Annotated in this window: 27 protein-coding genes; 17 read left to right on the forward strand and 10 right to left on the reverse strand. The window is 62.6% G+C overall.

Going from position 1 to position 24,397, the window contains the following annotated elements; translation table 11 throughout:
• The first annotated feature begins 112 nt into the window (after positions 1–112).
• Both V1277_RS20095 and V1277_RS20100 read left to right on the forward strand, forming a co-directional pair.
• Positions 113–1,102 carry a Bug family tripartite tricarboxylate transporter substrate binding protein gene (locus V1277_RS20095; RefSeq protein WP_334417790.1) on the forward strand — a complete coding sequence of 330 codons (990 nt, stop codon included), beginning with the start codon at positions 113–115 and terminating at the stop codon, positions 1,100–1,102.
• Between the two features lie 125 nt (positions 1,103–1,227).
• Positions 1,228–1,596 (forward strand): hypothetical protein, encoded by a 369-nt coding sequence (locus V1277_RS20100; RefSeq protein ID WP_334417791.1) that lies wholly within the window; start codon positions 1,228–1,230, stop codon positions 1,594–1,596.
• Here V1277_RS20100 and V1277_RS20105 read toward each other — a convergent pair.
• From V1277_RS20105 to V1277_RS20120, 4 genes are read right to left on the reverse strand one after another with little or no spacing between them, the layout of a single operon-like run.
• On the reverse strand, positions 1,593–2,078 hold the full coding sequence (locus tag V1277_RS20105) for a YbaK/EbsC family protein (protein ID WP_334417792.1): 486 nt from the start codon (positions 2,076–2,078) through the stop codon (positions 1,593–1,595). The genes V1277_RS20100 and V1277_RS20105 overlap by 4 nt on opposite strands.
• 5 nt (positions 2,079–2,083) lie before the next feature.
• Complete coding sequence (locus V1277_RS20110) at positions 2,084–2,830, reverse strand: haloacid dehalogenase type II (RefSeq protein ID WP_334417793.1); 747 nt, start codon at positions 2,828–2,830, stop codon at positions 2,084–2,086.
• Entirely contained in the window at positions 2,827–3,663 is an 837-nt protein-coding gene (locus tag V1277_RS20115; protein ID WP_334417794.1) for a dienelactone hydrolase family protein, read from the reverse strand. Before V1277_RS20115 ends, V1277_RS20110 begins: the two co-directional genes overlap by 4 nt.
• 35 nt (positions 3,664–3,698) lie before the next feature.
• Positions 3,699–4,583 carry an amidohydrolase family protein gene (locus V1277_RS20120; RefSeq protein WP_057838072.1) on the reverse strand — a complete coding sequence of 295 codons (885 nt, stop codon included), beginning with the start codon at positions 4,581–4,583 and terminating at the stop codon, positions 3,699–3,701.
• A gap of 106 nt (positions 4,584–4,689) precedes the next feature.
• Here V1277_RS20120 and V1277_RS20125 point away from each other — a divergent pair, with 106 nt between their 5' ends.
• The 4 genes from V1277_RS20125 (at position 4,690) to V1277_RS20140 (ending at position 6,826) form a co-directional block, all read left to right on the forward strand.
• Positions 4,690–5,166 (forward strand): MaoC family dehydratase, encoded by a 477-nt coding sequence (locus V1277_RS20125; protein ID WP_334417795.1) that lies wholly within the window; start codon positions 4,690–4,692, stop codon positions 5,164–5,166.
• 14 nt (positions 5,167–5,180) lie between these two features.
• A complete protein-coding gene (locus V1277_RS20130; protein WP_334417796.1) occupies positions 5,181–5,630 on the forward strand; it encodes a MaoC family dehydratase in 450 nt (149 codons plus the stop codon).
• Positions 5,631–5,926: 296 nt separating this feature from the next.
• Positions 5,927–6,052 (forward strand): type B 50S ribosomal protein L36, encoded by a 126-nt coding sequence (ykgO, locus tag V1277_RS20135; RefSeq protein WP_002718645.1) that lies wholly within the window; start codon positions 5,927–5,929, stop codon positions 6,050–6,052.
• A 117-nt stretch (positions 6,053–6,169) separates the two neighbouring features.
• Positions 6,170–6,826 carry a tetratricopeptide repeat protein gene (locus tag V1277_RS20140; RefSeq protein ID WP_334417797.1) on the forward strand — a complete coding sequence of 219 codons (657 nt, stop codon included), beginning with the start codon at positions 6,170–6,172 and terminating at the stop codon, positions 6,824–6,826.
• A gap of 226 nt (positions 6,827–7,052) precedes the next feature.
• Here the strand turns inward: V1277_RS20140 and V1277_RS20145 are convergent, their stop codons facing one another.
• Positions 7,053–7,232, reverse strand: coding sequence for a hypothetical protein (locus V1277_RS20145; protein WP_028351545.1), 180 nt, complete (start codon positions 7,230–7,232; stop codon positions 7,053–7,055).
• Positions 7,233–7,495: 263 nt separating this feature from the next.
• Here V1277_RS20145 and V1277_RS20150 point away from each other — a divergent pair, with 263 nt between their 5' ends.
• The gene (locus V1277_RS20150) at positions 7,496–8,461 is read left to right on the forward strand and encodes an alpha/beta fold hydrolase (protein ID WP_334417798.1); all 966 of its coding nucleotides are present in this window, start codon (positions 7,496–7,498) and stop codon (positions 8,459–8,461) included.
• A gap of 127 nt (positions 8,462–8,588) precedes the next feature.
• Complete coding sequence (locus V1277_RS20155; RefSeq protein WP_057841446.1) at positions 8,589–8,882, forward strand: antibiotic biosynthesis monooxygenase; 294 nt, start codon at positions 8,589–8,591, stop codon at positions 8,880–8,882.
• Positions 8,883–9,081: 199 nt separating this feature from the next.
• Here the strand turns inward: V1277_RS20155 and V1277_RS20160 are convergent, their stop codons facing one another.
• A complete protein-coding gene (locus V1277_RS20160) occupies positions 9,082–10,179 on the reverse strand; it encodes an ISAs1 family transposase (RefSeq protein WP_334416208.1) in 1,098 nt (365 codons plus the stop codon).
• 121 nt (positions 10,180–10,300) lie between these two features.
• On the reverse strand, positions 10,301–10,693 hold the full coding sequence (gene cycA / locus V1277_RS20165) for a cytochrome c-550 CycA (protein ID WP_334417799.1): 393 nt from the start codon (positions 10,691–10,693) through the stop codon (positions 10,301–10,303).
• Between the two features lie 225 nt (positions 10,694–10,918).
• On the opposite strand from cycA, the gene V1277_RS20170 reads away from it, so the two are divergent.
• The 6 genes from V1277_RS20170 (at position 10,919) to V1277_RS20195 (ending at position 17,866) form a co-directional block, all read left to right on the forward strand.
• Positions 10,919–12,412, forward strand: coding sequence for an FAD-linked oxidase C-terminal domain-containing protein (locus tag V1277_RS20170; protein WP_334417800.1), 1,494 nt, complete (start codon positions 10,919–10,921; stop codon positions 12,410–12,412).
• Between the two features lie 364 nt (positions 12,413–12,776).
• Positions 12,777–14,015, forward strand: coding sequence for an FAD-binding protein (locus V1277_RS20175; RefSeq protein ID WP_334417801.1), 1,239 nt, complete (start codon positions 12,777–12,779; stop codon positions 14,013–14,015).
• Positions 14,012–15,322, forward strand: coding sequence for a glycolate oxidase subunit GlcF (glcF, locus tag V1277_RS20180; RefSeq protein ID WP_334417802.1), 1,311 nt, complete (start codon positions 14,012–14,014; stop codon positions 15,320–15,322). The genes V1277_RS20175 and glcF overlap by 4 nt, the downstream gene beginning before the upstream one ends.
• A gap of 214 nt (positions 15,323–15,536) precedes the next feature.
• A complete protein-coding gene (locus V1277_RS20185) occupies positions 15,537–15,896 on the forward strand; it encodes a hypothetical protein (protein ID WP_057841639.1) in 360 nt (119 codons plus the stop codon).
• Positions 15,897–16,295: 399 nt separating this feature from the next.
• The gene (locus tag V1277_RS20190; RefSeq protein WP_334417803.1) at positions 16,296–17,285 is read left to right on the forward strand and encodes a TorF family putative porin; all 990 of its coding nucleotides are present in this window, start codon (positions 16,296–16,298) and stop codon (positions 17,283–17,285) included.
• A gap of 68 nt (positions 17,286–17,353) precedes the next feature.
• Positions 17,354–17,866, forward strand: a complete 513-nt coding sequence (locus tag V1277_RS20195) for an HPP family protein (protein WP_334370239.1) — start codon at positions 17,354–17,356, stop codon at positions 17,864–17,866.
• A 16-nt stretch (positions 17,867–17,882) separates the two neighbouring features.
• Here the strand turns inward: V1277_RS20195 and V1277_RS20200 are convergent, their stop codons facing one another.
• Positions 17,883–19,625 carry an ABC transporter ATP-binding protein/permease gene (locus V1277_RS20200; protein ID WP_334417804.1) on the reverse strand — a complete coding sequence of 581 codons (1,743 nt, stop codon included), beginning with the start codon at positions 19,623–19,625 and terminating at the stop codon, positions 17,883–17,885.
• Positions 19,626–20,117: 492 nt separating this feature from the next.
• Here V1277_RS20200 and V1277_RS20205 point away from each other — a divergent pair, with 492 nt between their 5' ends.
• A complete protein-coding gene (locus V1277_RS20205) occupies positions 20,118–20,534 on the forward strand; it encodes an META domain-containing protein (RefSeq protein ID WP_334417805.1) in 417 nt (138 codons plus the stop codon).
• A gap of 14 nt (positions 20,535–20,548) precedes the next feature.
• Here the strand turns inward: V1277_RS20205 and V1277_RS20210 are convergent, their stop codons facing one another.
• Positions 20,549–21,238: a hypothetical protein gene (locus V1277_RS20210; protein ID WP_334417806.1), complete on the reverse strand. Its 690-nt coding sequence runs from the start codon at positions 21,236–21,238 to the stop codon at positions 20,549–20,551.
• Positions 21,239–21,579: 341 nt separating this feature from the next.
• On the opposite strand from V1277_RS20210, the gene V1277_RS20215 reads away from it, so the two are divergent.
• The gene (locus V1277_RS20215; protein ID WP_334417807.1) at positions 21,580–22,038 is read left to right on the forward strand and encodes a cupin domain-containing protein; all 459 of its coding nucleotides are present in this window, start codon (positions 21,580–21,582) and stop codon (positions 22,036–22,038) included.
• Between the two features lie 68 nt (positions 22,039–22,106).
• Positions 22,107–22,577: an SgcJ/EcaC family oxidoreductase gene (locus V1277_RS20220; protein ID WP_334417808.1), complete on the forward strand. Its 471-nt coding sequence runs from the start codon at positions 22,107–22,109 to the stop codon at positions 22,575–22,577.
• 114 nt (positions 22,578–22,691) lie between these two features.
• Here the strand turns inward: V1277_RS20220 and V1277_RS20225 are convergent, their stop codons facing one another.
• Positions 22,692–23,891, reverse strand: a complete 1,200-nt coding sequence (locus V1277_RS20225) for a hypothetical protein (RefSeq protein ID WP_334417809.1) — start codon at positions 23,889–23,891, stop codon at positions 22,692–22,694.
• Positions 23,892–24,397: the final 506 nt, after the last annotated feature.

Below are 24,397 nucleotides of genomic sequence, written 5' to 3' on the forward strand. Positions count from 1 at the left end.
CGCTCGTCTCGGACCCCTCCTGGGGAGGGTGGGACGACGCGCGCTATCGCCATGTGCCGTGTATCGGCTAGTCTCGCCGGACAAAAAACAAACGCTGGGGAGGCATCTACCCATGAACCGCCGCGAACTCCTGAAAGTCGCCGCTGCGTTGCCGCTGGCGCACACCGCGCTCTCCAACACGGCCTTGGCGCAAGGCCCATACCCCTCGCGCAACATCACCATGATCGTGCCGTTTCCGCCCGGCGGGCAGGCCGATCTCGCAGCGCGGCCGATCGCGCAGGCGCTGGAGCGGATCCTCGGCAAGCCTGTTATCGTCGATAACCGCGCCGGCGGCGGTGGCGGATCGGTCGGCAACGCGGCGGCGGCGCGTGCCGAGCCTGACGGGTACACGCTATTGATGACGCTGTCCTCGCTCGCGGTGCTGCCGGAAGCCGACCGGTTGTTCGATCGTCCGGTGGCGTATGAAGTATCGCAATTCGCAGCCGTAGCGCGCGTGCTCGCCGATCCGACGCTGCTCGCGGTGCCGGCATCCGCGCCGTGGAAGACGCTGCAAGAGTTCGTCGACGACGCCAAAAAGCGTCCCGGGCAGATTCCCTACGGCTCGTCCGGTCCCTACGGCACGCTGCATGTGGCGATGGAAATGTTTGCCGCGAGCGCCGGCATCAAATTGCTGCACGTGCCGTTCCGCGGCGCAGGGCCGGCGTTGACCGCGCTCTTGAGTGGCACTGTGCAGGCGGTGGCGTCGGCGCCGGGCACGCTGAAGCAGCAGGTCGATGACGGCAAGATGCGCGTGCTCGCCAATTGGGGCGCCGAGCGCATCAAGAGTTTTCCCGATCTGCCGACCTTCAAGGAGCTCGGTTACAAGGATGTCGAGTTCTACATCTGGGCGGGACTGTTTGCGCAACGCGCATTGCCGGCGCCGATCATGACGCGGCTGCGCGAAGCGATGGCGGAAGCCGTGAAGGCGCCCGAGGTGGTCAAGACCTATGAGACTGCCGGAAGCCCCGCCGCCTACCTGGACGCGCCGGAATTTGCAAAATTCGTCGCGGAAGACAGCGCGCGGCTGGTCGCGGCGGTGAAGAAGATTGGCAAGGTGGAGTAGGGGAACCCGCTTCACATTTTTTTGTTCGCACTAACGTCGCGTGGCCGCATTCATTCGACAGGCTTAATGCCGTCGCCGCGCGGAGCTTCCGCGCCTGTGAAAATTAAAAAGAAGGGGACCTGTCCATGCAAACGCAGCGGATCGTCCTTGCACTCGCCCTCGCGACTGGCGGCGGAACTGGCGCTGCCGTTCCCGCTTTCTCGCAGGAATATCGCGGAACCTGGGAACAGCAGATGGCCTGCACGCCCGACGTCTGGCGGCTCTGCGGCGACCAGATCCCGGACGTTACCCGGATCGTGGCATGTTTGCGGCAGAACACGCCGCAGCTCTCCACCGGTTGCCGCGCGGTATTCGAATCGCAGGCCAACGCGCAGCCGACGCCGCCTCCGCGCGGGGTGCCGCAGCAGGCGGTGCCGCGTTCGCGCGCGCCGCAACAAGTGCAGCCTCAGGCGGTGCCGCGCCAGCAGAGACCGTTCTTTGAAGAGGACTATTAGGTCGACGCCGCCTCGACGGGCCTGAGTTCGCAGACGTCGACCCATTCGGCCGACGTCAGTTCGGCCATGCGCGCCGGGGTGATCTTCACCGCGCTGTGGGTTGAGCCCGCGGCGGGCACCACGATGTCGAACGCCTTCAGCGAGACGTCGCAATAGACCGGCAGCGGCGTCTTCAGTCCGAACGGGCAGACGCCGCCGACCTCGTGCCCGGTAATCTCGGCGACCTCCTCGAGGCCGAGCATTTTCGGCTTTCCCCCGAACAGCGCCTTCACCTTCTTGTTGTCCATTCGCGAGGTGCCCGCCGCCACGATCAGAATCACCCGCTCGCCGATTCTCAAACTCAGCGTCTTCGCAATCAGCGCCGGCTCGACGCCGTAAGCCTCCGCCGCCAGCGCGACGGTGGCAGAACTCATCTCGGATTCGATCACGGAAATTTCGGGCGCCTTTTCTGCAAAGAAGGCGCGCACGGACTCTAGACTCATCTTGTTCAGGACCTTTGGGCAGATACCAGTGCGGGAAGTTCGGAGAGGCTGTGGATGCGATGATCGGGCTCAAATCCCAGCTCATCCATCTGGGTGCGCAATATCTTGAACATCGTCAAGGGCGGCAGCGTCTCGCTTTCGAGGCAGGCCAGCGCCATCGCTTCCGGCGTCACCCGTTCGATCCAGGCGACGTTGAGCCCGAACGCCTTGGCGCCGCAAGCGTCCCAGGGATTGGAGGAGATGAACAGCACCTCGGCAGGCGGCACGTGCAGCACCTCCTCGATCAGCGCATAGACCTCGGGGCTGGGCTTGAAGATCTTCTTCGCGTCGACGCTGATGGTGGCATCGAGCACGCGCTCGAGCCCGCTGTTGTGCACGAGCGCGTTGAGCATGCCGGGGCTGCCGTTGGACAGGATCGCAAGCTTGCAATCCTTCATCGCCGACAGCGCCGCAAGCGCATCCGGATAGAGATCGAGATGCAGATACTTCTCGATGATGCGCGCGAAAGCATCGTCGTCATATTGAAGCCCGAGGCTGCGCAGCGTGTAGGCCAGCGAGTCGCGCGTGGCGACCGAGAAATCCTGGTAGCGTCCCATCAGCGAACGCAGCCAGGTGTATTCGAGTTGCTTGATGCGCCAGACCTGGGTGATGATCCCGCCATAGCCCGGAAACGCGTCCTCGGTAACATCAGCCACCGACTGGACGTCGTAAAGCGTGCCATAGGCATCGAAGACAACGGCTTTGATGGTCACGGTTGTTTCTCTTTTCCGCCAATGGTCGCATACAGGAATTTCCGAAGTGCCTCAACGGATTGATCCCGCGCCGCCTCGTTGAACTCGAGGTGATGGCCGAACATCTTCACAGGCGTTGCGAAGTTCGGCACGTCGAAATCGTGATGGGCGCCGGGATAGACGATAATCTCGATCGGAACCCCCTTGCCTTTCTCGCGCGAGATTCCCCAATCGTCGCGGCCTTCGGCGAGGTTGCGGCACTCGCTCGCCGGCGTCCAGTCGTCGAGTTCGCCGATCAGGATCAGGCTCGGCACCGTCATCTCGCCCTTGAGGCCGCGGCACGGCGGATAGAAGGCGACAGCCGCGCGGAATTTTTCCTCCGAGCTGCGTTCGATCTCGCTGCGCTCGACCGCAAGCAGCGCGAGCATCGCACCTTGCGAAAACCCCACCACGGCCACGCGCCCAGGGTCGACCGACGGCTGTCCGACGAGGAATTTCAGCGCACGATAGGCATCGTATAGGGTCGATGGCGGCGGCCAGGCCGTGCAAGCGTGGGCGATGCCGCGCGTGCCGAAGCGGTCGATGGTCAGCGTGACATAGCCCCACTCCGCGAGCCGCTTGCCCCACCGTGCGTCGATGCCCCGCCAAGCGCCGCCGCAGCCATGGAGCAACACGACCGCGGGCGAGGGGCCGGGAGCATCGGGCAATCGCAGGTAGCCCTGCAATGCCTGCGGCCCCGCCAGCGGGCTTTCGAATTCGATCAGAAGTGGCGGCCTGTCGGCCGCGAGCGCAGCGGCCACGGTCCCGAACAGGAGCGTGGCAAGGAAGGCGACAATTCTGGCGAAGTTCGTCATGACCACCTCGCAAATGTGCCGCCGATGATACTCCTTTAGATACCCAAAATCTTCCTCGCGTTGGCCTTCATTACCTTCGGCCTGATCTCCTCGCGGATCTCAAGTTTGGCGAAATCCGCCAGCCAGCGGTCTGGCGTGATCACCGGCCAGTCCGAGCCGAACAGCATCTTGTCCTGCAAAATCGAGTTGATGTAGCGCACCAGAATCGGGGGGAAATATTTCGGCGACCAGCCGGAGAGGTCGATATAGACGTTGGGCTTGTGGGTCGCGACCGACAGCGCCTCTTCCTGCCAGGGGAACGAGGGGTGCGCGAGGATGATCTTGAGGTCGGGGAAATCAGCCGCGACATCGTCCATGTACATCGGGTTGGAATATTTTAGGCGCATCCCCATGCCGCCCGGCATGCCGGAACCAACACCAGTCTGCCCGGTGTGAAACAATGCGATCGCGCCGCCGTCGTTGATCGCTTCATAGAGCGGATAGGCCATGCGGTCGTTGGCGTAGAAGCCTTGCATGGTCGGATGGAATTTGAAGCCGCGGACGCCGTATTCCTCGATCAGCTTGCGCGCCTCGCGCACGCCTAACTTGCCCTTGTGCGGATCGATACTGACGAATGGGATCAAAACGTCGAGATGGTCGGAGGCGACCTCCAGCATCTCGTAATTGTTGTAGCGGCGAAAGCCGGTCTCGCGCTCGGCATCGACCGGGAAGATCACCGCCGCGATGTTTTTCGAGCGGTAATAGGCCGCGGTCTCCGGCACGGTCGGCGGATGCTTGTGCGGCGATTTGAAATATTCGGCCATGCGCTCCTGAAAATCGTCATAGCCGTCGTCGCCATGCAGGCCGCAGGGCTCTTCCGCATGGGTGTGGATGTCGATCGCGACGACTTTCTCGATATCGGGCAGCTTGAGCTTGGGCATTTGAGTTTCCCGCCGGCTTGATTTTTGGGTCTGGAAAATTGATTATACTATATAACGAATTCCGCAAGGCGGCAGAAACAAAAGACGGAAAATAAGGGAGCGTGGCATGGCCCGAACGCAGGCCTTCGAGACCGATTTCTGGAAAGACGCCAACTTGAGAAAGGTCTGGGACGACATCGTTCCCGGCGAGCCGCGCAAGACCATCCCCTACACGCTGACCAGAGAGGCGATCGAACTGTACTGCAAGTCGGTCGGCGAAACTCATCCGATCTATTTCGACGAGGCCTATGCGAAGACCACGCGCTATGGCGGGTTGATCGCGCCGCCCTCGATCCACATCGTCCTGATGTTCTCATGCACCCCGGCGGATGACTGGATGCGCTCGCCGGGCACCGTCAATGCCGGGCAATCCTGGAGCTACAACATTCCGGCGCGCCCCAACGACGTCATCACCTTGCAGGCCCGCGCGCTCGACAAGTTCATCAAGCGCGAGCGGCTGTTCGTGGTGCACGACAACGTGTTCTTTAATCAGAAGGGCGACGTAATCTGTTCCGGCCGTGGCTGGACGATTCGGCCGATGTGAGCGGGGAGGTTGCGATGACCACGACGTTCGAAAAGCTCAGAGCCGGCGATGCCATCGACGGTCCGGCCTTCGCGGTCAGCCGCGAATCCATCCGACTGTTTTGCGACGCCTCGCTCGACTACAATCCGCTGCATCTCGACGACGAGTACATGAAGGGCAGTTTCGGCAAGACCAATTTCGGCGGCATCATCATGCACGGCATGAACAACTTTGGTCTGATCTCGCGCATGATCACCGACTGGGCTTATCCGGCCGGTGCGATCCATCGCCGGCTGGAGACGCGATGGGTCAAGCCGGTCCGGCCGGGCGACACCATCCAGCCTACTGGAATCATCAAAGCCAAACAGGTGACCGAAAAATCCCGTTGGGTGATGATCGACGTGGTGGTGAAGAACCAGACGGGCGAGAAGGTCGCGACCGGCGAGGCCCTGGTCGAGTTCCCGTGCGACCTGTTCTGCCAGTGAATAGGGTTGTACCGTCTCCCACCGTCATTCCGGGATGGTCCGAAGGACCAGACCCGGAATCTCGAGATTCTCAGGGGCGCAAGGGCGCCCTATAGTTCGATGCTGCCGCATCGCCCCGGAATGACGGCAAGAGGCCCGAAAACGGCCCATCTGCATTGACATCCGAGCCCGCGCTGCTTAGAAACCGCCCCGTCCCGGGCGGTTGGCCGCTTTTCGGGATTAATCCCATTTTGCCACTTTCGGGTAGCTCAGGTTCGGGCCTCCAACACGGCCTTTCAAAGCATCAGGATTGTCCCATGAAGGTCCGTAACTCCTTGAAATCGCTGCGCGGTCGCCACCGCAACAACCGCCTGGTCCGCCGCAAGGGCCGGGTCTATGTGATTAACAAGGTGCAGCGCCGCTTCAAGGCCCGCCAAGGTTAATCGCCAAGGTTAATCGCCAAGGTTAATCCTGGCGCTGAGCCGGCTTTTTTCTTCGCTTCACGGGTCTTTGACGATCTGCTGCTTTGCGGCGCGATTTTGCGCGTCTAGACTTGGCCCATGGTTTTGAGATTCTCAGGCGCGCGTAACTGCCGGATCGTGGTCCTCGCTGCTGTCGTGACGGCCCTGCCGGCCGCTGCGTTTGCCCAGAACGACCCCAGGGTCATTCCTCCGCCGAAATCCGAGAAGAAGTTGCCGGAAGCGCCGAGCAAGCTTCCGAAGGTCGGTGCGGATCGCACCCGCGGGCTGGATTTCCTGTTCGGCGCCCTGAAGGCTGCCCCTGATGAAGCCAGCGCCAAACACGTCGAGGCGCGGATCTGGGCGCAGTGGATGCAGACGCCGAGCGACACGGCTGCGCTGCTGATGCTGCGCGCCAAGGCCGCGATGGATGCACAGAAGATCGACGTCGCGCTAAAGCTCTTGGATTCTCTCGTCAAGCTGCGTCCCGATTACGTCGAGGCATGGAATCGTCGCGCCACGCTGTATTACCTGAAGAACGACTACACCCGCTCGCTTGAGGACATCCGCCAGGTGCTGATCCGCGAGCCCCGGCATTTCGGCGCGCTGGCCGGGCTCGGCATGATCATGCAGGAGATCGGCGATGAAAAGCGCGCGCTGGAAGCGTTCCGCAAGGCCCTGGCCGTCAATCCGCATCTCGAGAAGGTGCCGGAACTGGTCAAGTCGCTGACCGAAAAGGTCGAAGGCCGCGATATCTGAGCTTTCGCAGTTTAGCCCTGATCTCCCGCTGCAGCAGGCAGGAACGCCGCGCCGCGTGCGCGCTATTGTCGGCTGACTGCGTGACAGAGCGAGCCAACCGCTGCTAGCCGGCGGTGGACGAGCCGCCCGCAGAGACGCCGGAAACGAGCACTCATCCAAACGAGAGTGCTCTTGAGCCGTTTTGCGTCTTGGAAAACGCGTCGGCTCACAGGACCTCTCACAAGACCTAGTGTACGGCGTTGCTGCCGCGGGCCAGACCGTCGAGGCCTACCGCCGCGTAGATTTGCGCCAACTCCGTCTCAAGCTGCTCGTTGACCCGCAGCAGGGCCTTGAGTGCGCCGCGGATGTCGCCATTGCAACTCGCTACGATCTGATCGATGGCGGCTTCGCTTGCGTCGGAAATCATGGGTAGTCCTCCGATGATACGCTGGAACAATTTGTAGTGAGCGTCCCTGTTCCTGTGGATGTTGGGTACAGTGCAGGCGCCTGGCTACCCCCCAATCAGGCACGCGCACACATGGCAAAAGTGGCAACGTCACTGTACAAACTTGCTGATGACGTCAGTATGACCCCGCTATCCACAGGTTCGGCCCTCTGTGGACAATCTCCGAAACCCGCGCCGATCCGGGCCGTAGCTCGCTGGTGCAAGAAATCAGCCGGAAATTCTCGATGTTGGTGGTGATTTTAGTGGCGGCGCTGGCGGTGCTGGCGCTGGTCACGCAAGCCGGCGTTCTTCTCAGCGAACGGGCCCATCCGGCCCAGGGCAGGATGGTCGAGGTGGCGGGCGGGGCCTTGCATATCCTCGATATCGGCCCGCGCGATGCGGCGGGGCCGCCAGTCGTGATGCTGCACGGCGCCAGTTCCAATCTGGAAGTGATGCGGCAGCCGGTCGGGGAGCGGCTTGCCGGAAAGCACCGCGTGATCCTGATCGACCGCCCCGGGCATGGCTGGAGCACCCGCGCCCGCCTTCGGGACTCCACGCCCGAAATTCAGGCCCGCATGATCGAGGAGGCGCTGACCAACCTCGGCGTCGGCCAAGCGATCTTCGTGGTTCATTCCTGGGCCGGCGCGTTGGGGGCGCGTATCGCGCTGGACTACCCGCATTCTGTCGCCGGTTTGGTGATGCTGGCGCCGGTGGCCTATCCCTGGCCCGGCGGCGTCGGGCGCTACAACAAACTGATCGCCACGCCGGTGGTCGGCCCGCTGTTCGCCTACACCATCACGCTGCCGCTCGGAATGCTGCTGGCGGATTCGGGCGCGCGGGGCGTGTTCCTGCCGCAGACCATGCCGGACGGTTTTGTCAAAAACACCGCCACGCCGCTGTTGCTGCGGCCGCGCGAATTCATTGCCAATGCGCGGGATCTGGTGACGCTGAAAGCGGCGGTGGCCGAGCAGGTGCCGCGCTACGGCGAGATCAAGGCGCCCGTCACCATCATCACCGGCGACGCCGACAAGACGGTGTCGACCAACATCCACTCACGGCCGTTCGCGGCGGCCGCGCCGAAGACGAAATTGATCGTGCTGCCGGGCGTCGGTCACATGATTCAGAATGCGGTTCCCGATCTCGTCATTGCCGAAATCGAGGCGATGATCGGCGCATTGCCGCCGAGTGTGGCGACCGCAGCGGCGCCTTGAGCGTGCGCGTGGCCTGACGGCGTTGGATGAGATACGATCAACGCGCGCGGGATTACGCTGCTCGTCCCGCGAGGGATGAAGCTTAAGAGTTGCGATATCGGGCAGCTTACCTTCGAGGGAGAGCCCCATGTACGCCGCCATTCGTCAGGGCAAGGCCAAGGCCGGCAAGGCCGAAGAGCTGACACGCAGAATCAAGGAGGGCGCGATTCCCGTCATCAGCGGCGTCGAGGGCTTCATGGGCTACTATGTGGTCTATGCGCCCGACGATACGGTGATCGCGATCAGCCTGTTCAACAACTTTGCGGCCGCCGAGGAATCCAACAAGCGTGCGCTGGCGTGGATCGAACACGACCTGGCGCCGCTGTTGACCGGACCGGCCACCGCGACGGCCGGACCGGTGATCGTGCACACGCTGGCTTGATGCGGCGAGCGCTGAGATCTCTCAATCAAGCGGGGTTGCCATTCTTCACCCTCCCCTGGAGGGGGAGGGTCGGCTCACATGGAGCGTAGCGAGATGTGAGACGGGGTGGGGTGATCTCTCCACTCGGGCACTGTTGGGCGTGGAGAGACCGTCACCCCACCCCGCCGCTACGCGGCGACCCTCCCCCTCCAGGGCAGGGCTATCGCATGTGGCCGAGGAGTTCGAAGAGGAAGGCATCGTTCCATCCGGCGCGCTTGAGCTTACCGCGCAAGGAGACCGATGTATCTGGATGGGCCCTGGCGACGTTGAGGGCCGTGCGCCTGAGTACGGCCAGATTGACCGGTCCGTTGTCCTTGCGATTGCGGGCAAGGTCCTCGTCGAGGGTAACGTCGAGCGGCCAGTGAAGGCCGTTTTCGATGGACCAATGGGCGCGGACGATGCGCAAAACTTCTTTTCGGCTGTAGAGACGGCTCATCAGGAAGTAGCGCTCGACCGTGTCGTCCTGGCCACGCTTGCTGGTGATGCGAGCGACAGCTTTGAGGCCGGGGAAGTTGTGTTTCTTGGCCATGCCGGGAACCGGCGCAACCAGCGCGACGCGCTTCTCGTTGCGCCCGTGCTGCGCATCGGTAGTGGTGAGCGATGTCTTGCCCGCGCGTTTGACGGCGCGGATTGCGGCTTTGGCATCCTCCAACAGAGCAGGCTGGTTTGCCTTCACCGCCAGCACATAGTCGCCGCCCCGCTCCACGATCTGCTTGGCCATCGCACGGTGGCAATGCAGGGCGTCGGCCGTGACCACGCAGCCCTTGAGCTGCAGAAGTTCAAGCAACTGCAAGGCGCCATCGGCTTCGTTGTTGTTCGGTGCCAGCACGTTGGCGAGCGCCATGCGCGTCTGCTCCGCCCAGGCCGTTACCATGACCGGCGGCATGTGGCTCTTGCCGCGCTCATAGCCGCGCCGCAAGGCTTTGCCGTCGAGCGCAATCACCCCGCGCGGCCGCTTGATCTTCGCACCTTGAGCAAAGGCCTTCATGAACTTCTGAAACGCGGTTTCAAATGCCTTCGGATCGAGCATCCGGAACACCCGACTGAAGGTGTCGTGGCTCGGCAGGCCGTGCTCGAGCACCAGCACATCCCGCCAAAGATAGGCCTTCATCCGGGCAAACAGCGCCATGTCGGTGCAACTCGTTGCCCCACACAATGTCGCCATCAGCGCGATGAACAAGATCTCCGTCAGGTCATGCAGCGCGTTGTCGGCCCGCGGGTCCGGGAGATCGTCAAAGCACTCGGCAAATCGATTCATGGGCCGCTCCATCCGAATCTGGAGCAACCTTCAGAATCATTTTCTTCTCACTTTGCAACAGGTTGCAATATCCAACATGCGATTCCCCTGCCCTCCAGGGGAGGGTGGAGAAAAGCAGCTCTCACTTCTGCTTCCCGTCCTTGTCGAACGAGGAGACATAGGCCCAGAGGTCGCCGGCTTCTTTCTCGTTCTTGATGCCGGCGAAGATCATCTTGGTGCCGGGAATCTTTGCCTTGGGATCCTTGATGTATTCGAGGAACACATCCTTGCCCCAGGTGATGCCGGAATTCTTGTTGGCTTCCGAATAGGCATAACCTTCGATGGTGCCGGACTTGCGGCCATCGAGCCCGTTCAGTACCGGGCCGACCTTGTTCTTGGCGCCCTCGCCGATCGCATGGCAGGCCAGGCATTTGTTGAACGAGGTCTTGCCCGCGGCGACGTCCTGCGCCAGCGCGCCCGATGACGCGGCCAATGAGGTAACGGCGACCAGCGCGCTCAAAGTCGATATTTTCATGTGGTGCTCTTCGTTTCTTCCCAGAGAGGCGGATTTCTTGTGGCAGGCCCGCTTGGATTGGACAAGCCACGAAACCTTGACAGGTTTCACCATTGCCGACTTGTCCCAGAGAGAACTGATCGTTTGAAGCGTGGCAATCCGACCTTCGGATAGCCTACCCAAACCTTGGCAGACGTGCTTGATTTACCACCACAAATCGTTATTCGCCGGGCCTGGAGGATTCGCATGGCCATCATGATGCCGGCTTCCGATCAGGCGGTTCTGGAACGCCGGGATGCCATCGTCGCCGCTCTTCGCACGATCGTGCCGGGCGAGGGCGTGATCGACAGTGCGGCCGAGATGCTGGCCTATGAGTCCGATGGTCTCACCGCCTACCGGCAGCCGCCGATGGTCGTGGTGCTGCCCGATACCACGGAGCAGGTATCCAGAGTTCTCAAATACTGCTTCGAACAGGGCATCAAGGTGGTGCCGCGCGGCTCCGGCACGTCACTGTCAGGCGGCGCGCTGCCGCTCGTGGACGGCGTGCTACTGGGCTTGGGCAAGTTCAAGCGCATCCGCGAGATCGATTTCGACAACCGCGTGGTGGTCACCGAACCCGGCGTTACCAACCTCGCCATCAGCCAGGCGGTGGCGCATGCCGGTTTCTACTACGCGCCCGATCCCTCCTCGCAGATCGCCTGCTCGATCGGCGGCAATGTCGCGGAGAATTCGGGTGGCGTGCATTGCCTGAAATACGGCATGACCACCAACAACGTGCTCGCTTGCGAGATCGTACTGATGTCCGGCGAGATCCTGCGCATCGGCGGCAAGGCCGCCGAAAATTCCGGCTACGATTTGATGGGCATCATCACCGGCTCGGAGGGCCTGCTCGGCGTCATCACCGAGATCACGGTGCGAATCCTGCAGAAGCCGGAGACGGCCCGCGCCCTGATGGTCGGCTTCGCCGAGGTCGAGGCCGCCGGCGAATGCGTCGCTGACATCATCGGCGCGGGCATCATTCCCGGCGGCATGGAAATGATGGACAAGCCGGCGATCCACGCCGCCGAGGCTTTTGTTCACGCCGGCTATCCGCTCGATGTCGAGGCGCTTCTGATCATCGAGCTCGATGGTCCGAGCGTCGAGGTCGACGAATTGATCAAGCGGGTCGAGGCGATCGCGCAAGGTTGCGGCTCGACGAGCTGCCAGATTTCGACGTCGGAGGCCGAGCGCAATCTGTTCTGGGCCGGCCGCAAGGCGGCGTTTCCGGCGGTGGGGCGGATATCGCCCGACTATCTCTGCATGGACGGCACGATTCCGCGCGGCGCGCTGCCGAAGGCGCTCGCGCGCATCCGCGACCTCTCGGCGAAATACGATCTGCGCGTCGCCAATGTGTTTCACGCCGGCGACGGCAATCTGCACCCCTTGATCCTCTACGACGCCAACAAGCCTGGCGAGATCGAGCGGGCGGAAGCCTTCGGCGCCGACATCCTGCGGGCCTGCGTCGAATTCGGCGGCGTGCTCACCGGCGAGCATGGCGTCGGCATCGAGAAGCGCGATTTGATGGGCGAGATGTTTTCGGAAGTAGACCTCAACCAGCAGCAGCGCCTGAAATGCGCTTTCGACGCGCAGGGCCTGCTCAACCCCGGAAAAGTGTTCCCGACGCTGCATCGCTGCGCCGAACTCGGCCGCATGCACGTGCACGCCGGCAAGTTGGCGTTTCCGGATTTGCCGAGATTTTAGTGATGAAGCCCGAACTTATGCGCACACCGGAAGGCCTCTCTCACGAGCACCGCCCGTGCCGCTTACCCCTCTCCCCAACCCTCCCCCGCAAGGGGGGAGGGAGCCTGAAGAGCGTGCTCACCTCACTTTGCCTCACAGCGCCAGCGTCCTGTGAGCGAGCACCAGCGTCCTGTGAGCGAGCAGGAGTATCGCGACTCGTCAGGGACGCACGGGCGGATGGGCTCCCTCCCCCCTTGCGGGGGAGGGGTAAGCCCCGGGCGCTGACGGGAGAGAGGCAGCGACCCTGTATCAGCAAACCGCGGCCGACGATCGGCACGATGAGCCGCGGTCACGCCATGCATGCAATGTGCAATTCAGGTGCGCCGTGGACACGCTAAGAGTTCGTGACGCCAAGGACGTCGAGGAGGTTGTGCGGGCGGCGATCGCCGGCGAGCAGCCGCTTGAGATCGTCGGCCATGGCACCAAGCGTGGCATCGGCCAGCCGATGACGACCAATGCCGTGCTCGATGTGTCGGCGCTGAATGCCGTCAGCGCCTACGAGCCGAACGAGCTGATCATCACGGTGCAGGCCGGCGCCCCGCTCGCCGACGTGCAGTCGCTGATCGATTCCAAGAACCAGCAGTTCGCCTTCGAGCCGATCGATACGTCGGCACTGACAGGCGTATCCGGCAACGGCACCATCGGCGGTATGATCGGCTCAGGTCTCGCCGGTCCGCGCCGCATCAAGGCCGGTGGCGCCCGCGATCACCTGCTCGGCGCGCATGCGGTGTCCGGCTTCGGCGACAGCTTCAAGACCGGCGGACGGGTGGTGAAGAACGTCACCGGCTACGATCTCTGCAAGCTCCTGACGGGGTCGTGGGGCACGCTGGCGGTGATGACCGAAGTCACGCTGAAGGTGATGCCGAAGCCTGAGAGCGAGCGCACGCTGGTGCTCGCAGGCCTCGACGATGTGGCCGCGAACCGGGCGATGACCACAGCACTCGGCTCGCCGTTCGACGTCTCGGGCGCGGCGCACCTGCCGAATTCGGCGTTCCGCCCTGCGACCGGCGCGCTTGCGGATTTTGATTCTCAGGGGCGGGCGGTCACGTTATTGCGGCTCGAAGGCATCGCGGCTTCGGTCGCGGACCGCGCCATTTCGCTGGGCAAAACGCTTGCGCCGTTCGGGTCGGTGGAAATGCTTGAGGACGCTGCCTCGGCGGCAATCTGGAGTGCGATCCGCGACGTCGAACCTTTCGCCGCAAGCGGCGCGCTCGGCGCCTGGCCGGTGTGGCGGATCGTCTGTCCGCCGGCATCCGGCGGCGCGCTCGGGCAGGCGCTGGCGCGCGAGACCGGGGGCGACGTGATCTATGATTGGGGCGGCGGCCTGATCTGGGCGGCCTTGCCGCCCAGGCCGGACGCGCAAGCGGCGATGGTGCGTCAGCGCGTCGGGGCGGCCGGCGGCCACGCGTCGCTGATCCGCGCGTCCGAAGAGACCAGGCAAAATGTCGACGTCTTCCATCCGCAATCCGGCGGCATCGCCGCGCTGAGCGAGCGCGTGCGCCACAGCTTCGATCCGAAGATCATCCTCAACCGCGGCCGGATGGTGAGGGTATCTGCGTCATGAAAACCGAATTCTCACTGGCCCAGCTCGCCGATCCCGATATCGCCGAAGCCGACAAGATCCTGCGCGCCTGCGTGCATTGCGGCTTCTGCACCGCGACCTGTCCGACTTACGTCCTGCTCGGCGACGAGCTCGATAGCCCGCGCGGGCGGATCTACCTGATCAAGGAGATGCTGGAAAAGGACGTCCCGCCGACGGCGGAGGTGGTCAAGCATATCGACCGCTGCCTTTCCTGCCTCGCCTGCATGACGACGTGTCCGTCCGGCGTGCATTACATGCACCTGGTCGATCAGGCGCGGGTCCGGATCGAGCGCGACTATTCGCGGCCGTTGACCGAGCGGGCCCTGCGCGCGGTGCTGGCGCTGGTGCTGCCGCGGCCAGAGCTGTTTCGCGCCAGCATGATCATGGCGCGGCTCGCCCGTCCGTTCGCGGCCCTGCTGCCGGCGAAGCCGGCCGCGACCCCCGGCCTGATGCGGCGAATCAAGGCGATGCTGGCGCTCGCGCCGAAACGCCTTCCGTCGCCGGGCCCCTCGGGCGGCAGCGTGTTTCCGGCCCAGGGCGCGAAGCGCGGGCGGGTCGCTCTATTGCAGGGCTGTGCCCAGCAGGTGCTGGCGCCGCGCATCAACCAGGCCGCCATCAATCTTCTGACGCGCCACGGCATCGAGGTCGTCCTGGTCAGGGACGAGCAATGCTGCGGCGCGCTCACCCATCACCTCGGGCAGGACGGCGACGCGCTGGCGCGGGCGCGGGCCAACATCAAGGTGTGGAAAAAGGAAGCGGAACAAGGCGGCCTCGACGCCATCCTGATCACGGCCTCGGGCTGCGGCACGGTCATTAAGGACTATGGTTTCATGCTGCGCGAGGATCGCGATTTCGCTAGCCCTGCAGCGCAAATCTCTGCGCTGGCAAAGGATATCACCGAGTATCTCGCCGGCATCGCGCTCACGCCATCGAGCCAGAAAGGCGACGTGACGGTGGCCTATCACTCGGCCTGTTCGCTGCAGCATGGACAGAAAATCACAGCCCTTCCGAAAGAATTGCTTTCCAAGAATGGATTCGTGGTGAAAGATGTACCTGAGAGCCATTTGTGTTGCGGTTCGGCGGGGACCTACAACATTCTCCAGCCCGACATTGCGAGCAGGTTGCGCGATCGAAAGGTCGCCAACATTGCGACAGTCAAACCGGACATGATCGCTGCGGGCAATATTGGGTGCATGGTGCAAATTGCCGGCGGTACGTCAGTTCCTGTGGTGCACACGATTGAGCTTCTCGATTGGGCGACGGGAGGTCCCAGGCCAGGATTGAATTGATCGATCGGCCCTAGGGCATGATCCGGTAAGCCTGCTCCGCGTCTCGACAGCGGATCGGCATCCGGTTTTCCTCGGGACAGGCGCTTAAGCGTCGCGCCCGGAGATCATGCCAGACAAGGATGGAGCGGGAGGGCACTTCGAAGAAGTGTCGCCCCGGTCTAGCCTGCGGACTATCGAAGCGCTCGACATGGACAGGCGCAACAGGAGGACCACGATGGCGAAGAAGAGTAAGAAGGCGAAGAAGGCTAAAAAGGCCAAGAAGGCCGTAGCGGCGAAGAAGAAGTCCGCCAAGAAGTCGGCGAAGAAGGCTGCCAAGAAATCAGCGAAGAAGGGCGCCAAGAAGTCGGCGAAGAAATCCGCCAAGAAGGCGGCCAAGAAGTCAAAGGCCGCACCGAAAAAGGCTGCAAAGAAGAGCCCGGCCAAGAAAAGGAAGGCGGCTGCCAAGCCCGCCGCTCCGCAGCCGCAGCCGGCGATGACAGAGCCCGAACCGGCGCCTGCGCCGAGCTGGGCTTCTCCGGAGCCGTCCAACCCGTCATGGGGATCGGGCTCCTCCAACGGCGGCGATCAGCACTAGCTCGCTCGCCGAGACCGGATATTTCCAGAGGCCGCAGCGTCCGACCCGCTGCGGCCTTTTCGTTGGGACTGGAGAAGCGACCGAAGCGGTATTTTCACGGGGAGGTTGATTCGTGAGAGCTGCTCTCCGGTGTGTCACCGGTGCCGCGTTTGCCCGGCTCCGTACGCCGCTGGGCAATCAGGAAACCCGTGAAATTGTTGTGAGAATGCAACACCTGCCGAGAACATTTCTGGAAATGGCCTAAACGCCTAAAAAGGCGGCACGTGCTTGACTTTTTTGCTTCACGACCATGACGCCGCGGCCCACTCTGTGACCACGTTAAGACATTTGGCCGCAGTCGGTTATCGCTTGCCCGGGGGGCCTGGAACCGGACTGTCAAGAAGGGTGATGGGGATCGATATGAAGAAAGTGGCTTTGTTAGCAACGGCGCTGGCAATGGTGTCGGGTTCGGCTCTCGCCGCGGATCTGCGGGTGAAGGCCGTCAAGGCGCCGCCGCCGGTCGCGTTCGATCCCTGGGATATCGCCTTCGGCGCCGGGATTACCAACGACTACATTTTCCGTGGCATCACCCAGTCCAACCACAAGCCGTCGGTCAACGCCTATTTCGAACCGCGCTTCAACGTCACCAAGGACGTCCAGCTCTATGTTGGCCTCGGCGCTGCGAGCATCTCCTTCCCCAACCGTGCCGCGGCTGAAGTTGACGCTTACGGCGGTGTCCGCGCGACGTTGGGTGCCTTCGCCTTCGACGTCGGTGCTTGGGGCTACATCTATCCGGGTGGCACCTGCCACTACGGTGCGGCAACTGACACGGCAGGCGTCCCGCTCAGCCTCGAATGCCAGACGAATGCCCTGCTCAACGGCAACGTCATCAAGAAAGACCTCAGCTTCTTCGAGGTCTATGGCAAGGTGAACTACACTTTCAACGACAACTTCTCGCTCGGCGGTAACGTCTATTATACGCCGAGCTTCCTGAACACCGGCGCCGAAGGCACCTATGCCTCGATCGTCGGCAAGGCGATCGCGCCGAGCGCCTGGTTCGGCGCCAGCGGCATCGGCATGTATGTGTCGGGTGAGTTCGGCCGTCAGTGGCTCGGTACCTCCGACTCCTTCTATGGCGTGGCCGCGTTCCCGAACGGCATCAACTATGCCGACTACAACACCTGGAACATCGGCATCGGCTTCACCTACAAGGTCTTCACGCTGGACTTCCGCTACTCCGACACCAACCTGTCGCAGGGTGATTGTAACGCCTTCACGAGCGACCATACCGCGACGTTCAACGGCAGCTTCACGCCAATCAATCCGACTGGCGTCGGCTCCAAGTGGTGCGGCGCCGCCGGCATCGTCAAGCTCTCGGCTGACCTGACCGCGATGACCAACCTGAAGTAAGATTTTCCTGTCGAAGACGAGGGGGCGGCAGAGCGATCTGCCGCCCCTTTCTTTTTTTGGTGGCGCAGATGAAACGGGATTGGCGGCGCGCGGCGTATCGGGCGATCTCCCGCAACGATCACCGCAACATTCTCGCCGGCGCGGTCGCGGGCCTCGGCGGCGCGATTGCGATCGGCGTCATGGAGTGGTTTTCGTTCGCCGCGCATTATCCGCTTGCGGTCATTCCGTTCGCCACCTCGATCGTGCTGGTGATCGGATCGCCTGACGTGGCGCCGGCGCAGCCGCGCGCCCTGATCGGCGGTCATGTGGTGTCGGCCCTGGTCGGCCTCGCCGTGCTGAAGCTGACGGGACCGCAGGCCTGGGCAGCGGCCGCCGCCGTCGGCCTTTCGATTCTGGCGATGTACGTCACCGGGACCTTTCACCCGCCGGCAGGCATCAATCCGCTGCTGGTGGTCTCAGGCAATCTGCCCTGGACGTTCCTGCTCGCGCCGGTGCTGGCCGGCGCGCTGCTGTTGACCGCCTTCTCCTGGGTTTGGCACCGCTGGGTGCGCCGCCAGCCATGGCCGCGGCGCTGGCTGTAGGAAACGGGCTACATGGCTACGACACAGCGGCGCGCTTGCTGTCCTGAAGCGCGAATCCATCTCCCGCTCGGGCAAGCACGACATTGCGATCATGGAAGACATCGAGCGTCGAACGATGGCCGATCGAGATGATGGTGGTCGCCGGCAATTTCGCCTCGAGCAGGCGATACAGCGTCGCTTCCGAAGGTTCGTCGAGCGACGCCGTCGCCTCGTCAAGGAACAGGTATTGCGGCACATGCAACAGCGCCCGCGCCAATCCAAGTCGCTGCTGCTCGCCGAGCGACAGCGTCCGATTCCAATGGCCGTGTTCATCGAGTTGCGACGCGAGCTTCGGCAACCCAACCAATTCGAGCGTCTGGCTGATCTGGCCGCTCGTGAACGCCCCTTCCTTGGCCGGATATTCGACCGCCGCCCGTAGCGTTCCGGTCGGAAAATAGGGCCGCTGCGGCAGCATCATCAAGGTTGCCCCGGCAGGCACTGCGATCGAGCCGGAGCCGAACGGCCAGATGCCGGCGATGGCGCGGAACAGCGTGGATTTACCGGAGCCGGACGGGCCGGTCACCAGCGTGCGCTCGCCCTGGCGAAGGCTGAATCCATCTGCGTTCACCAGCGGCGTTCCGTTCGGCAGACGCAGCGTCAGGGCCTTGAGGTCGATGGCGCCTTCGCCCGCCTTGGTGACGTGAATCCGGTCGTCGCGGGTGGCCAGTTCGCCCGCCGCCACGATCCCGGCCTCGAACCCGTCGAGACGGTTGACCACGGCCTGCCACTCCGCCAACTGGCGATAGATGGTGATGAAGAACGACAGTGCGCCCTGCACGTTCGAAAACGCCGATGCGGTTTGCATCATGCCGCCGAGTTGAATCTTCTCCGCGAAATAGGCCGGTGCCACCAGCACATAGGGAAAGACCACTGAAGCCTGATTGTAGCTCGCCGTGAACGCCGTTATCTTCTTGGTCCGGCTCATGATGGCGAGCCAGTTCTCCACCACGCGTCTGAAGCGAACGAGCAGGCGCTCACGCTCGGCCTGCTCACCGTGCAGCAGCGCGATCTGCTCGGAATTTTCGCGCACGCGCACCAGGTTGAACCGAAAATCCGCTTCATATTGCTGCTGCCGGAAATCGAGGCCCACCAGCGGCCAGCCGATCAGATGCGTCAGGATGGTACCGAGCACCGAATAGATCAATGCGCCCCAGACCAGGTAGCCTGGGATCGCAAAGTCCTGACCAAACAGATGCAGCGGCGCGGCGTTCGAAAGTACCCAGAGTATGCCGACAAAGGATGCCAGCGTAACGATCGAGTTCAGCAATCCCAGGCCAATGTTGAGTGTGCGATCGACGAACAGCTTGACGTCGTCGGTCATGCGCTGGTCGGGGTTGTCGGCCGCGTCGCCCTGAAGCTGCATCCGATAATGATTGGCCTGATGCAGCCAGTCACCGAGATACTGCGCGGTCATCCAGCGCCGCCAGCGGATCTGCAGCCATTGATTGAGATAGAGCTGATAGACCGCCAGCACGACAAAGATGCTGACAACGACGCAGAAATAGATGATCTCGCTGACGAAGGAGTCCCAGTTGCGATCCTGCAGCGCGTTGTAGAAGCGGGCATTCCATTGATTGATCAGAACGTTGATGCCGACGATCGCAAGCTCGATCGCGATCACCGCGGCCAGCAGGCCACGGCCGGCCCATTTGTCTTCAGAGCGGAAATAGGGGGCGGAGATGCGCCACACGGTAGCGAGCGTCGAGCGGATATTGTTCACAGATCACCGTCTCCGGAAAATGGGGTCTAACGCACTGAAAGGATGGAGGAACCAGGGCCTACTACTAGGTTATGGATTTCGCCTGCCTGCGGCGGCTTGTCGCACCTCGGCTAGACCCTAGCATGGCTGTGAGGGCGAGGGGCGGCGGCCATCGAACTTCGCGAGGTTGTGAGCGTTGGCGGTGCCAAGGCTGCCCAGTGCCAAGGCTGCCCAAACCCCGATTTTCCAAGGTTGTTCCCGCTGACCGATCAACCCTTAGGCCGCACGATTTGTCAGGGGCGTACCGACGGGGAGGGAGCCTTACCAGCGTGCTGACCTCACTTGTCCCACGGATCGCGTCACGTTGCGGCACGACCAGTTAAGAACACCGACCTGTCGCAGGATGGGCCGGCTTTCGATGTGTCTGGCGGTGACATCCCGCCCTAGCCAATTACCTCGCCGTTCAATAGAACGGCGCGCGGCGCGGTAGGTCGGGTATTTTTGAGAGGGGACATGATTTCATTCGTACGTACGGCCCGTGCAGGCGCCGCTTCGCTCTTGCTGATGGCCACCACACTGCACTTCAGCCCGGCGCTCGCCGATGACGGTTTTCCGTTCGGCTCCGAAATGACACTCGACGTGGATCGTCAGCGCGGGTCGAAGCGGATTCCCAATCTCGAGATCGGGGACAAGGGCGAGGTGGTGCTCGAACTCTGGTGCAAGGGCGGCAGCGGCCAGTTCTCGGTGGCCGGCAACACCGTGATTTTCGTTCCCGGCGCGATGGAAAACCGGACCTGTCCGCCGGATCGCGCGCAGCAGGATGACGAACTGATCGCGGCGCTGGCCGAGGCGGGCACCTGGAAGCGGCAGGGCGATTTCGTGTCGTTCGTCGGCGCGAAAACGCTGCGCTTCCGCATCAACACAAATTAGAACGTGAAGTTCGGTTAAGGCGTCGCAATCAGGCCGCTGGCGGTGGCAACGACCCAGCGGCCGCCCCAGCGCACTATCGATTCGACGCGTCCGATTCCGGGAATGGTGTCGCCGCGCGCGGCCATCCTGATACCGTCGGGACCTTCGAGAACGGCGGTGCCATCCCGAACATCGACAACCGTCCAGCCGGAAATGGTGGTCGGCTTCGTTTCCGGCGCCGCCACCAAAGGCTGCGGCCGCATCGCAATCGCCGAGGGGCTCGCATTTGCCTGGGAGGCCAGGCCCGCAGACGGGCGTGCGCTGGCCGACAACACGGCGGACGGCTTGGGAATGCTTCCGACAATGGCGGGCGAGTCTGAGGTGGATGCGGTCTTCCGGGTGCCTTCAATCTTGCCGCTCGACCGTGCTTCAGCAATGCGCGGCGAGGGCGCTTCCTTCTGCGCCACGGCTTCAAGGCCGAGCGTGCCTGCCAACTCGGGCCAACTCAGGCCGCCGGCCCATCCGAGCCCAAAGCTTGCCGCCACTGCCACGGTGACCAGCAACGCGTTGCGCGCCCGGTCGCGAAATGACTCCCGCACCACCAATATGTCATCGCGATCGGGCCTGAGGAAATCCCACGAACTCGTCGGCTGCTCCGGCCCTCGGCCGTCAACCACATTCCCCGACCAGATGCTCTCAAAGGTACTCGGCTCGCGGTCTTGCATGGTGTGACCCAAGTTCAGCTAGCCGATGATGTTCCTTTAAACTGAATCGAGTCTTAACAACCTGGCGAACGAAGTGCTGCAGCGAGCTCGGTTGACAGGAAAGATGTTCGTCTGGGTCATTGGCGTCGAACCGTACGATGCGAAGGACCCAAAGCGGACACCGACCTCTTTGGCAACCTATTAAGTCAGCATCTCTGACTTGTGGTTCGCTCTTCGCTGATGATGTAGTTTTTCTCGTGTGACGCACGCAACATTGTGGCGCGAGGCTTCACTCCAGTCCCCATACCTGACCGCCCATTGCGATTTGCGTCTCTTGCTGCATACAGCTTGGGAGGACTCGCATGAAAAAGTTGCTGCTAACGGCGACCGGTTTGATTGCGCTCTCCATTCCGGCAACGGCCCAAAATACTGAGGTCCGGGTGATGCCCGATACGCTCACCTGGAAGGATAATCCAGCCTTTCCGAAGGGCGTTCAGATTGCGACCCTGGTCGGTGATCCGACGAAAGCGGGCGAGGTTGTCGTCTTGCGCATCAAGTTTCCACCTAACTTCCAGATGCCTCCGCATACGCATCCCTATTCCGAAGTTGTTACAGTCATAAGCGGTGAGGTCGGCAGCAGCCATGGTGAAAAATTCGAAAAGAAGGGTGATCTCCTGAAGCCAGGCTCGCTATGGGTGTACCCCGCAACACACCCGCACTACGCCTGGACCGGAAACGAGGAAGGGGTACTTCAAGTCCAATTTATCGGCCCTGGTGGCATCGATTACATCAATCCGGCTGACGATCCGCGCAAACAGTAGCCGCTTGCATTGCAAGAGGCCGTCTCAAGCGGACACTCGTCTGCACGGTATTCGCAAGGGAGGATGTCATGCAATCTTCTCCAAAATTGGCGAGCGCAGCACTTGCCCTGTGCATGGTGGTGTTGTCGTTTGGCTCCAGTGCCTTGGCCGAGCCGAAAGCGGAAGTGGCGGCGGCGACTTCGGGATGGGGGCAGGCTCTTGGCGAAGGCGATCCCGAAAAGGTGTTGCCGCTCTATTCGGACGATGCCGTGCTCTGGGGCACACTGTCGCCGACCGTGCGCTCCGACCGGGCGGCGCTACGAGACTATTTCGTGGGCGCCTTCAAGGTTCTGCCCAGCCTCAAGGTAACCTTCGGCGATCAACTCATCCGCGTGTACGGGAATGCAGCAGTCAATACCGGCTACTACACGTTTTCTTATGTGAAGGATGGCGAGATGAAGACCTTGCCCGCGCGCTACAGCTTCACCTATGTCAAGAACGGTCAGCGTTGGCTGATCGTCGACCACCATTCCTCGGCCATGCCATCAACCTCGAGGTAGCTGGCTAGATTTCGAGCGGTGACGCCCGTAGGGGCTCAGCTACGGCGCGAAATCATCGTTACTGGGGCGTGAAGCGGCTAATACCGTCGCGCACTTCTGATACTCGGCACCGCCCTACTTCCACACCGACTTGTCGGCGTCCCAGCGCTGGCCCTTGAACTCTTTCGCCAGCGCTTCGAGCGAGCCGTTGTCGTCCTTCGGCTCACCGCCTTCCTCGTCGCCGGTGGATTCTTCCGACAAAAGCAATTTTGGGCCGGCGCCTTCATCGGCGGTCGTGATCACCGGGCTTGAGATCCACAGCATCAGCCGATCGGTGGCGCCCGGTTTGTCCGGCGAGACCAGCGCGGTGACCTCGACAGTTTCAGTCAGCGCGAGCGCGGGATAGATCGGGCTCGGCCGCTTGAAGCTCAGCGTCAGTTTTCCGGTGTTGGCGTCCCACTCGGCGCCTGCGGCCTTGGCGGCAAGCGTTTTCGCGAGCACGCCTGAAATGGCGGCCGCGATCTTGTCCCTGTTGATCTTGTCGCCGTCGCGCCACTCGGCAGCGGCAAAGCGGATGGTGCGGTCCATTTCGATGCTGCCGCTGGTCCATCCCGCGGCGACCACGCCTGGTGCCGCCTTGGCCTTCGCGACCAGCGCTGTGGCGCGCTCCGGATCGGCCGTGAGGTTGATGGTCTGCTCGCCGGCGCGCAGCGCATCGCAGGAGATCGAAAGGCTGGAAAGCCCGACCTCGACGGCCTCGCCCTTCAGGCTCTTGAGGAAATCCAGCGCGGCGTCGAGCTTGACCCGCACGCCGATCGCTTCCGGCGAGACGTCGGTAAAATCCTTTGGCGCCGGAGTGATGCCGTCGTCGCTGGTCTGATTGTCCAGAAATTCCTTCTCGCTGAGATCGGAATTGTCGGTCGAGGTCACTTCGGTCACGGTCTGGCCGATGCTGATCTGGCCGCGGAATTCGAAGGTATCGCCGACAGGCTTGCGCAACAGCTTGACGGTAACCGGCAACTTGTCGCCGAGGCTCTGCGTGGTGCCGGTCAGGTTCTGGCCGCTGACGGCGAGGTTGGCGACGAAGCGGTCCTTGCGGTCCGCGCCCTTTGCGGCGGGGTAGCAGACGTCGAGGGTAGCAGCGGTGACGTTCTTGCCCTGGCGGGTTTCCTTCAGAATGACATCGGCATTGCCGTCCATCAGCCCGTCGATCGCGGTGAAATAGCGCGTTTCGGCCGCGCCCGGCGCCGTCTTGGGCTGCAGTTTCATCTGAGCGACGGCGAAGTTCGGGGAGGCCATCACCAGACCGAGCAGGAGAAGGGGGAGCACGCGCATGTGAAATTCCCTGAGACCACAGAATCGGAAAGACGCCCTAGGTAGCAAACCTCAGTAGCTTCGGCCAAAAAGAAGGCCGTGAGGAGGCTTGCGCGCCTTGTATCCGGCAAGGGGAGGGAGGTTGACGCGTGCTCACCTCCCGCGTAACGGCTGATTAGTGAGGGACGTACCGGCGGAAGGGTTCCCTCCCCCCTTGCGGGGGAGGGTTAGGGAGAGGGGGCCGCTTGTTCCGCTGTGAGACATAGCGCGACACAAAGCTCTCAGCTTGTTTGGCATGCAATGGTTGGCACAGGTCAGCCCGATCTCTTCATTCGAGTGCGCGGCTTACCCCTCTCCCCAACCCTCCCCCGCAAGGGGGGAGGGAGCCCTGCCAGCTTGCTCGCCTTACATGCGATCACAGTTTCCCTTGAACGCCGATGCTTCCGGCCTGTGTTGTTCGCAGGCTTTGGTGCAGCCAAAAAAGGCCGCCCGGAGGCGGCCTTCGATTGGTTGGCGTGAGAAGGGGC

Source organism: Bradyrhizobium sp. AZCC 1588 (assembly GCF_036924735.1).
GTDB lineage: Bacteria > Pseudomonadota > Alphaproteobacteria > Rhizobiales > Xanthobacteraceae > Bradyrhizobium.

What these genes read in the sequence shown, in the direction of transcription:
- V1277_RS20220 (WP_334417808.1), top strand. Translation starts at nt 22,107, where the DNA reads ATGCAATCTTCTCCAAAATTGGCGAGCGCAGCACTTGCCCTGTGCATG.
- V1277_RS20210 (WP_334417806.1), bottom strand. Translation starts at nt 21,238, where the DNA reads ATGCAAGACCGCGAGCCGAGTACCTTTGAGAGCATCTGGTCGGGGAAT.
- V1277_RS20205 (WP_334417805.1), top strand. Translation starts at nt 20,118, where the DNA reads ATGATTTCATTCGTACGTACGGCCCGTGCAGGCGCCGCTTCGCTCTTG.
- V1277_RS20225 (WP_334417809.1), bottom strand. Translation starts at nt 23,891, where the DNA reads ATGCGCGTGCTCCCCCTTCTCCTGCTCGGTCTGGTGATGGCCTCCCCG.
- V1277_RS20120 (WP_057838072.1), bottom strand. Translation starts at nt 4,583, where the DNA reads ATGCCCAAGCTCAAGCTGCCCGATATCGAGAAAGTCGTCGCGATCGAC.
- ykgO (WP_002718645.1), top strand. Translation starts at nt 5,927, where the DNA reads ATGAAGGTCCGTAACTCCTTGAAATCGCTGCGCGGTCGCCACCGCAAC.
- glcF (WP_334417802.1), top strand. Translation starts at nt 14,012, where the DNA reads ATGAAAACCGAATTCTCACTGGCCCAGCTCGCCGATCCCGATATCGCC.
- V1277_RS20105 (WP_334417792.1), bottom strand. Translation starts at nt 2,078, where the DNA reads ATGAGTCTAGAGTCCGTGCGCGCCTTCTTTGCAGAAAAGGCGCCCGAA.
- V1277_RS20095 (WP_334417790.1), top strand. Translation starts at nt 113, where the DNA reads ATGAACCGCCGCGAACTCCTGAAAGTCGCCGCTGCGTTGCCGCTGGCG.
- cycA (WP_334417799.1), bottom strand. Translation starts at nt 10,693, where the DNA reads ATGAAAATATCGACTTTGAGCGCGCTGGTCGCCGTTACCTCATTGGCC.
- V1277_RS20130 (WP_334417796.1), top strand. Translation starts at nt 5,181, where the DNA reads ATGACCACGACGTTCGAAAAGCTCAGAGCCGGCGATGCCATCGACGGT.
- V1277_RS20170 (WP_334417800.1), top strand. Translation starts at nt 10,919, where the DNA reads ATGGCCATCATGATGCCGGCTTCCGATCAGGCGGTTCTGGAACGCCGG.
- V1277_RS20125 (WP_334417795.1), top strand. Translation starts at nt 4,690, where the DNA reads ATGGCCCGAACGCAGGCCTTCGAGACCGATTTCTGGAAAGACGCCAAC.
- V1277_RS20145 (WP_028351545.1), bottom strand. Translation starts at nt 7,232, where the DNA reads ATGATTTCCGACGCAAGCGAAGCCGCCATCGATCAGATCGTAGCGAGT.
- V1277_RS20150 (WP_334417798.1), top strand. Translation starts at nt 7,496, where the DNA reads ATGTTGGTGGTGATTTTAGTGGCGGCGCTGGCGGTGCTGGCGCTGGTC.
- V1277_RS20190 (WP_334417803.1), top strand. Translation starts at nt 16,296, where the DNA reads ATGAAGAAAGTGGCTTTGTTAGCAACGGCGCTGGCAATGGTGTCGGGT.
- V1277_RS20140 (WP_334417797.1), top strand. Translation starts at nt 6,170, where the DNA reads ATGGTTTTGAGATTCTCAGGCGCGCGTAACTGCCGGATCGTGGTCCTC.
- V1277_RS20215 (WP_334417807.1), top strand. Translation starts at nt 21,580, where the DNA reads ATGAAAAAGTTGCTGCTAACGGCGACCGGTTTGATTGCGCTCTCCATT.
- V1277_RS20185 (WP_057841639.1), top strand. Translation starts at nt 15,537, where the DNA reads ATGGCGAAGAAGAGTAAGAAGGCGAAGAAGGCTAAAAAGGCCAAGAAG.
- V1277_RS20100 (WP_334417791.1), top strand. Translation starts at nt 1,228, where the DNA reads ATGCAAACGCAGCGGATCGTCCTTGCACTCGCCCTCGCGACTGGCGGC.
- V1277_RS20115 (WP_334417794.1), bottom strand. Translation starts at nt 3,663, where the DNA reads ATGACGAACTTCGCCAGAATTGTCGCCTTCCTTGCCACGCTCCTGTTC.
- V1277_RS20160 (WP_334416208.1), bottom strand. Translation starts at nt 10,179, where the DNA reads ATGAATCGATTTGCCGAGTGCTTTGACGATCTCCCGGACCCGCGGGCC.
- V1277_RS20155 (WP_057841446.1), top strand. Translation starts at nt 8,589, where the DNA reads ATGTACGCCGCCATTCGTCAGGGCAAGGCCAAGGCCGGCAAGGCCGAA.
- V1277_RS20195 (WP_334370239.1), top strand. Translation starts at nt 17,354, where the DNA reads ATGAAACGGGATTGGCGGCGCGCGGCGTATCGGGCGATCTCCCGCAAC.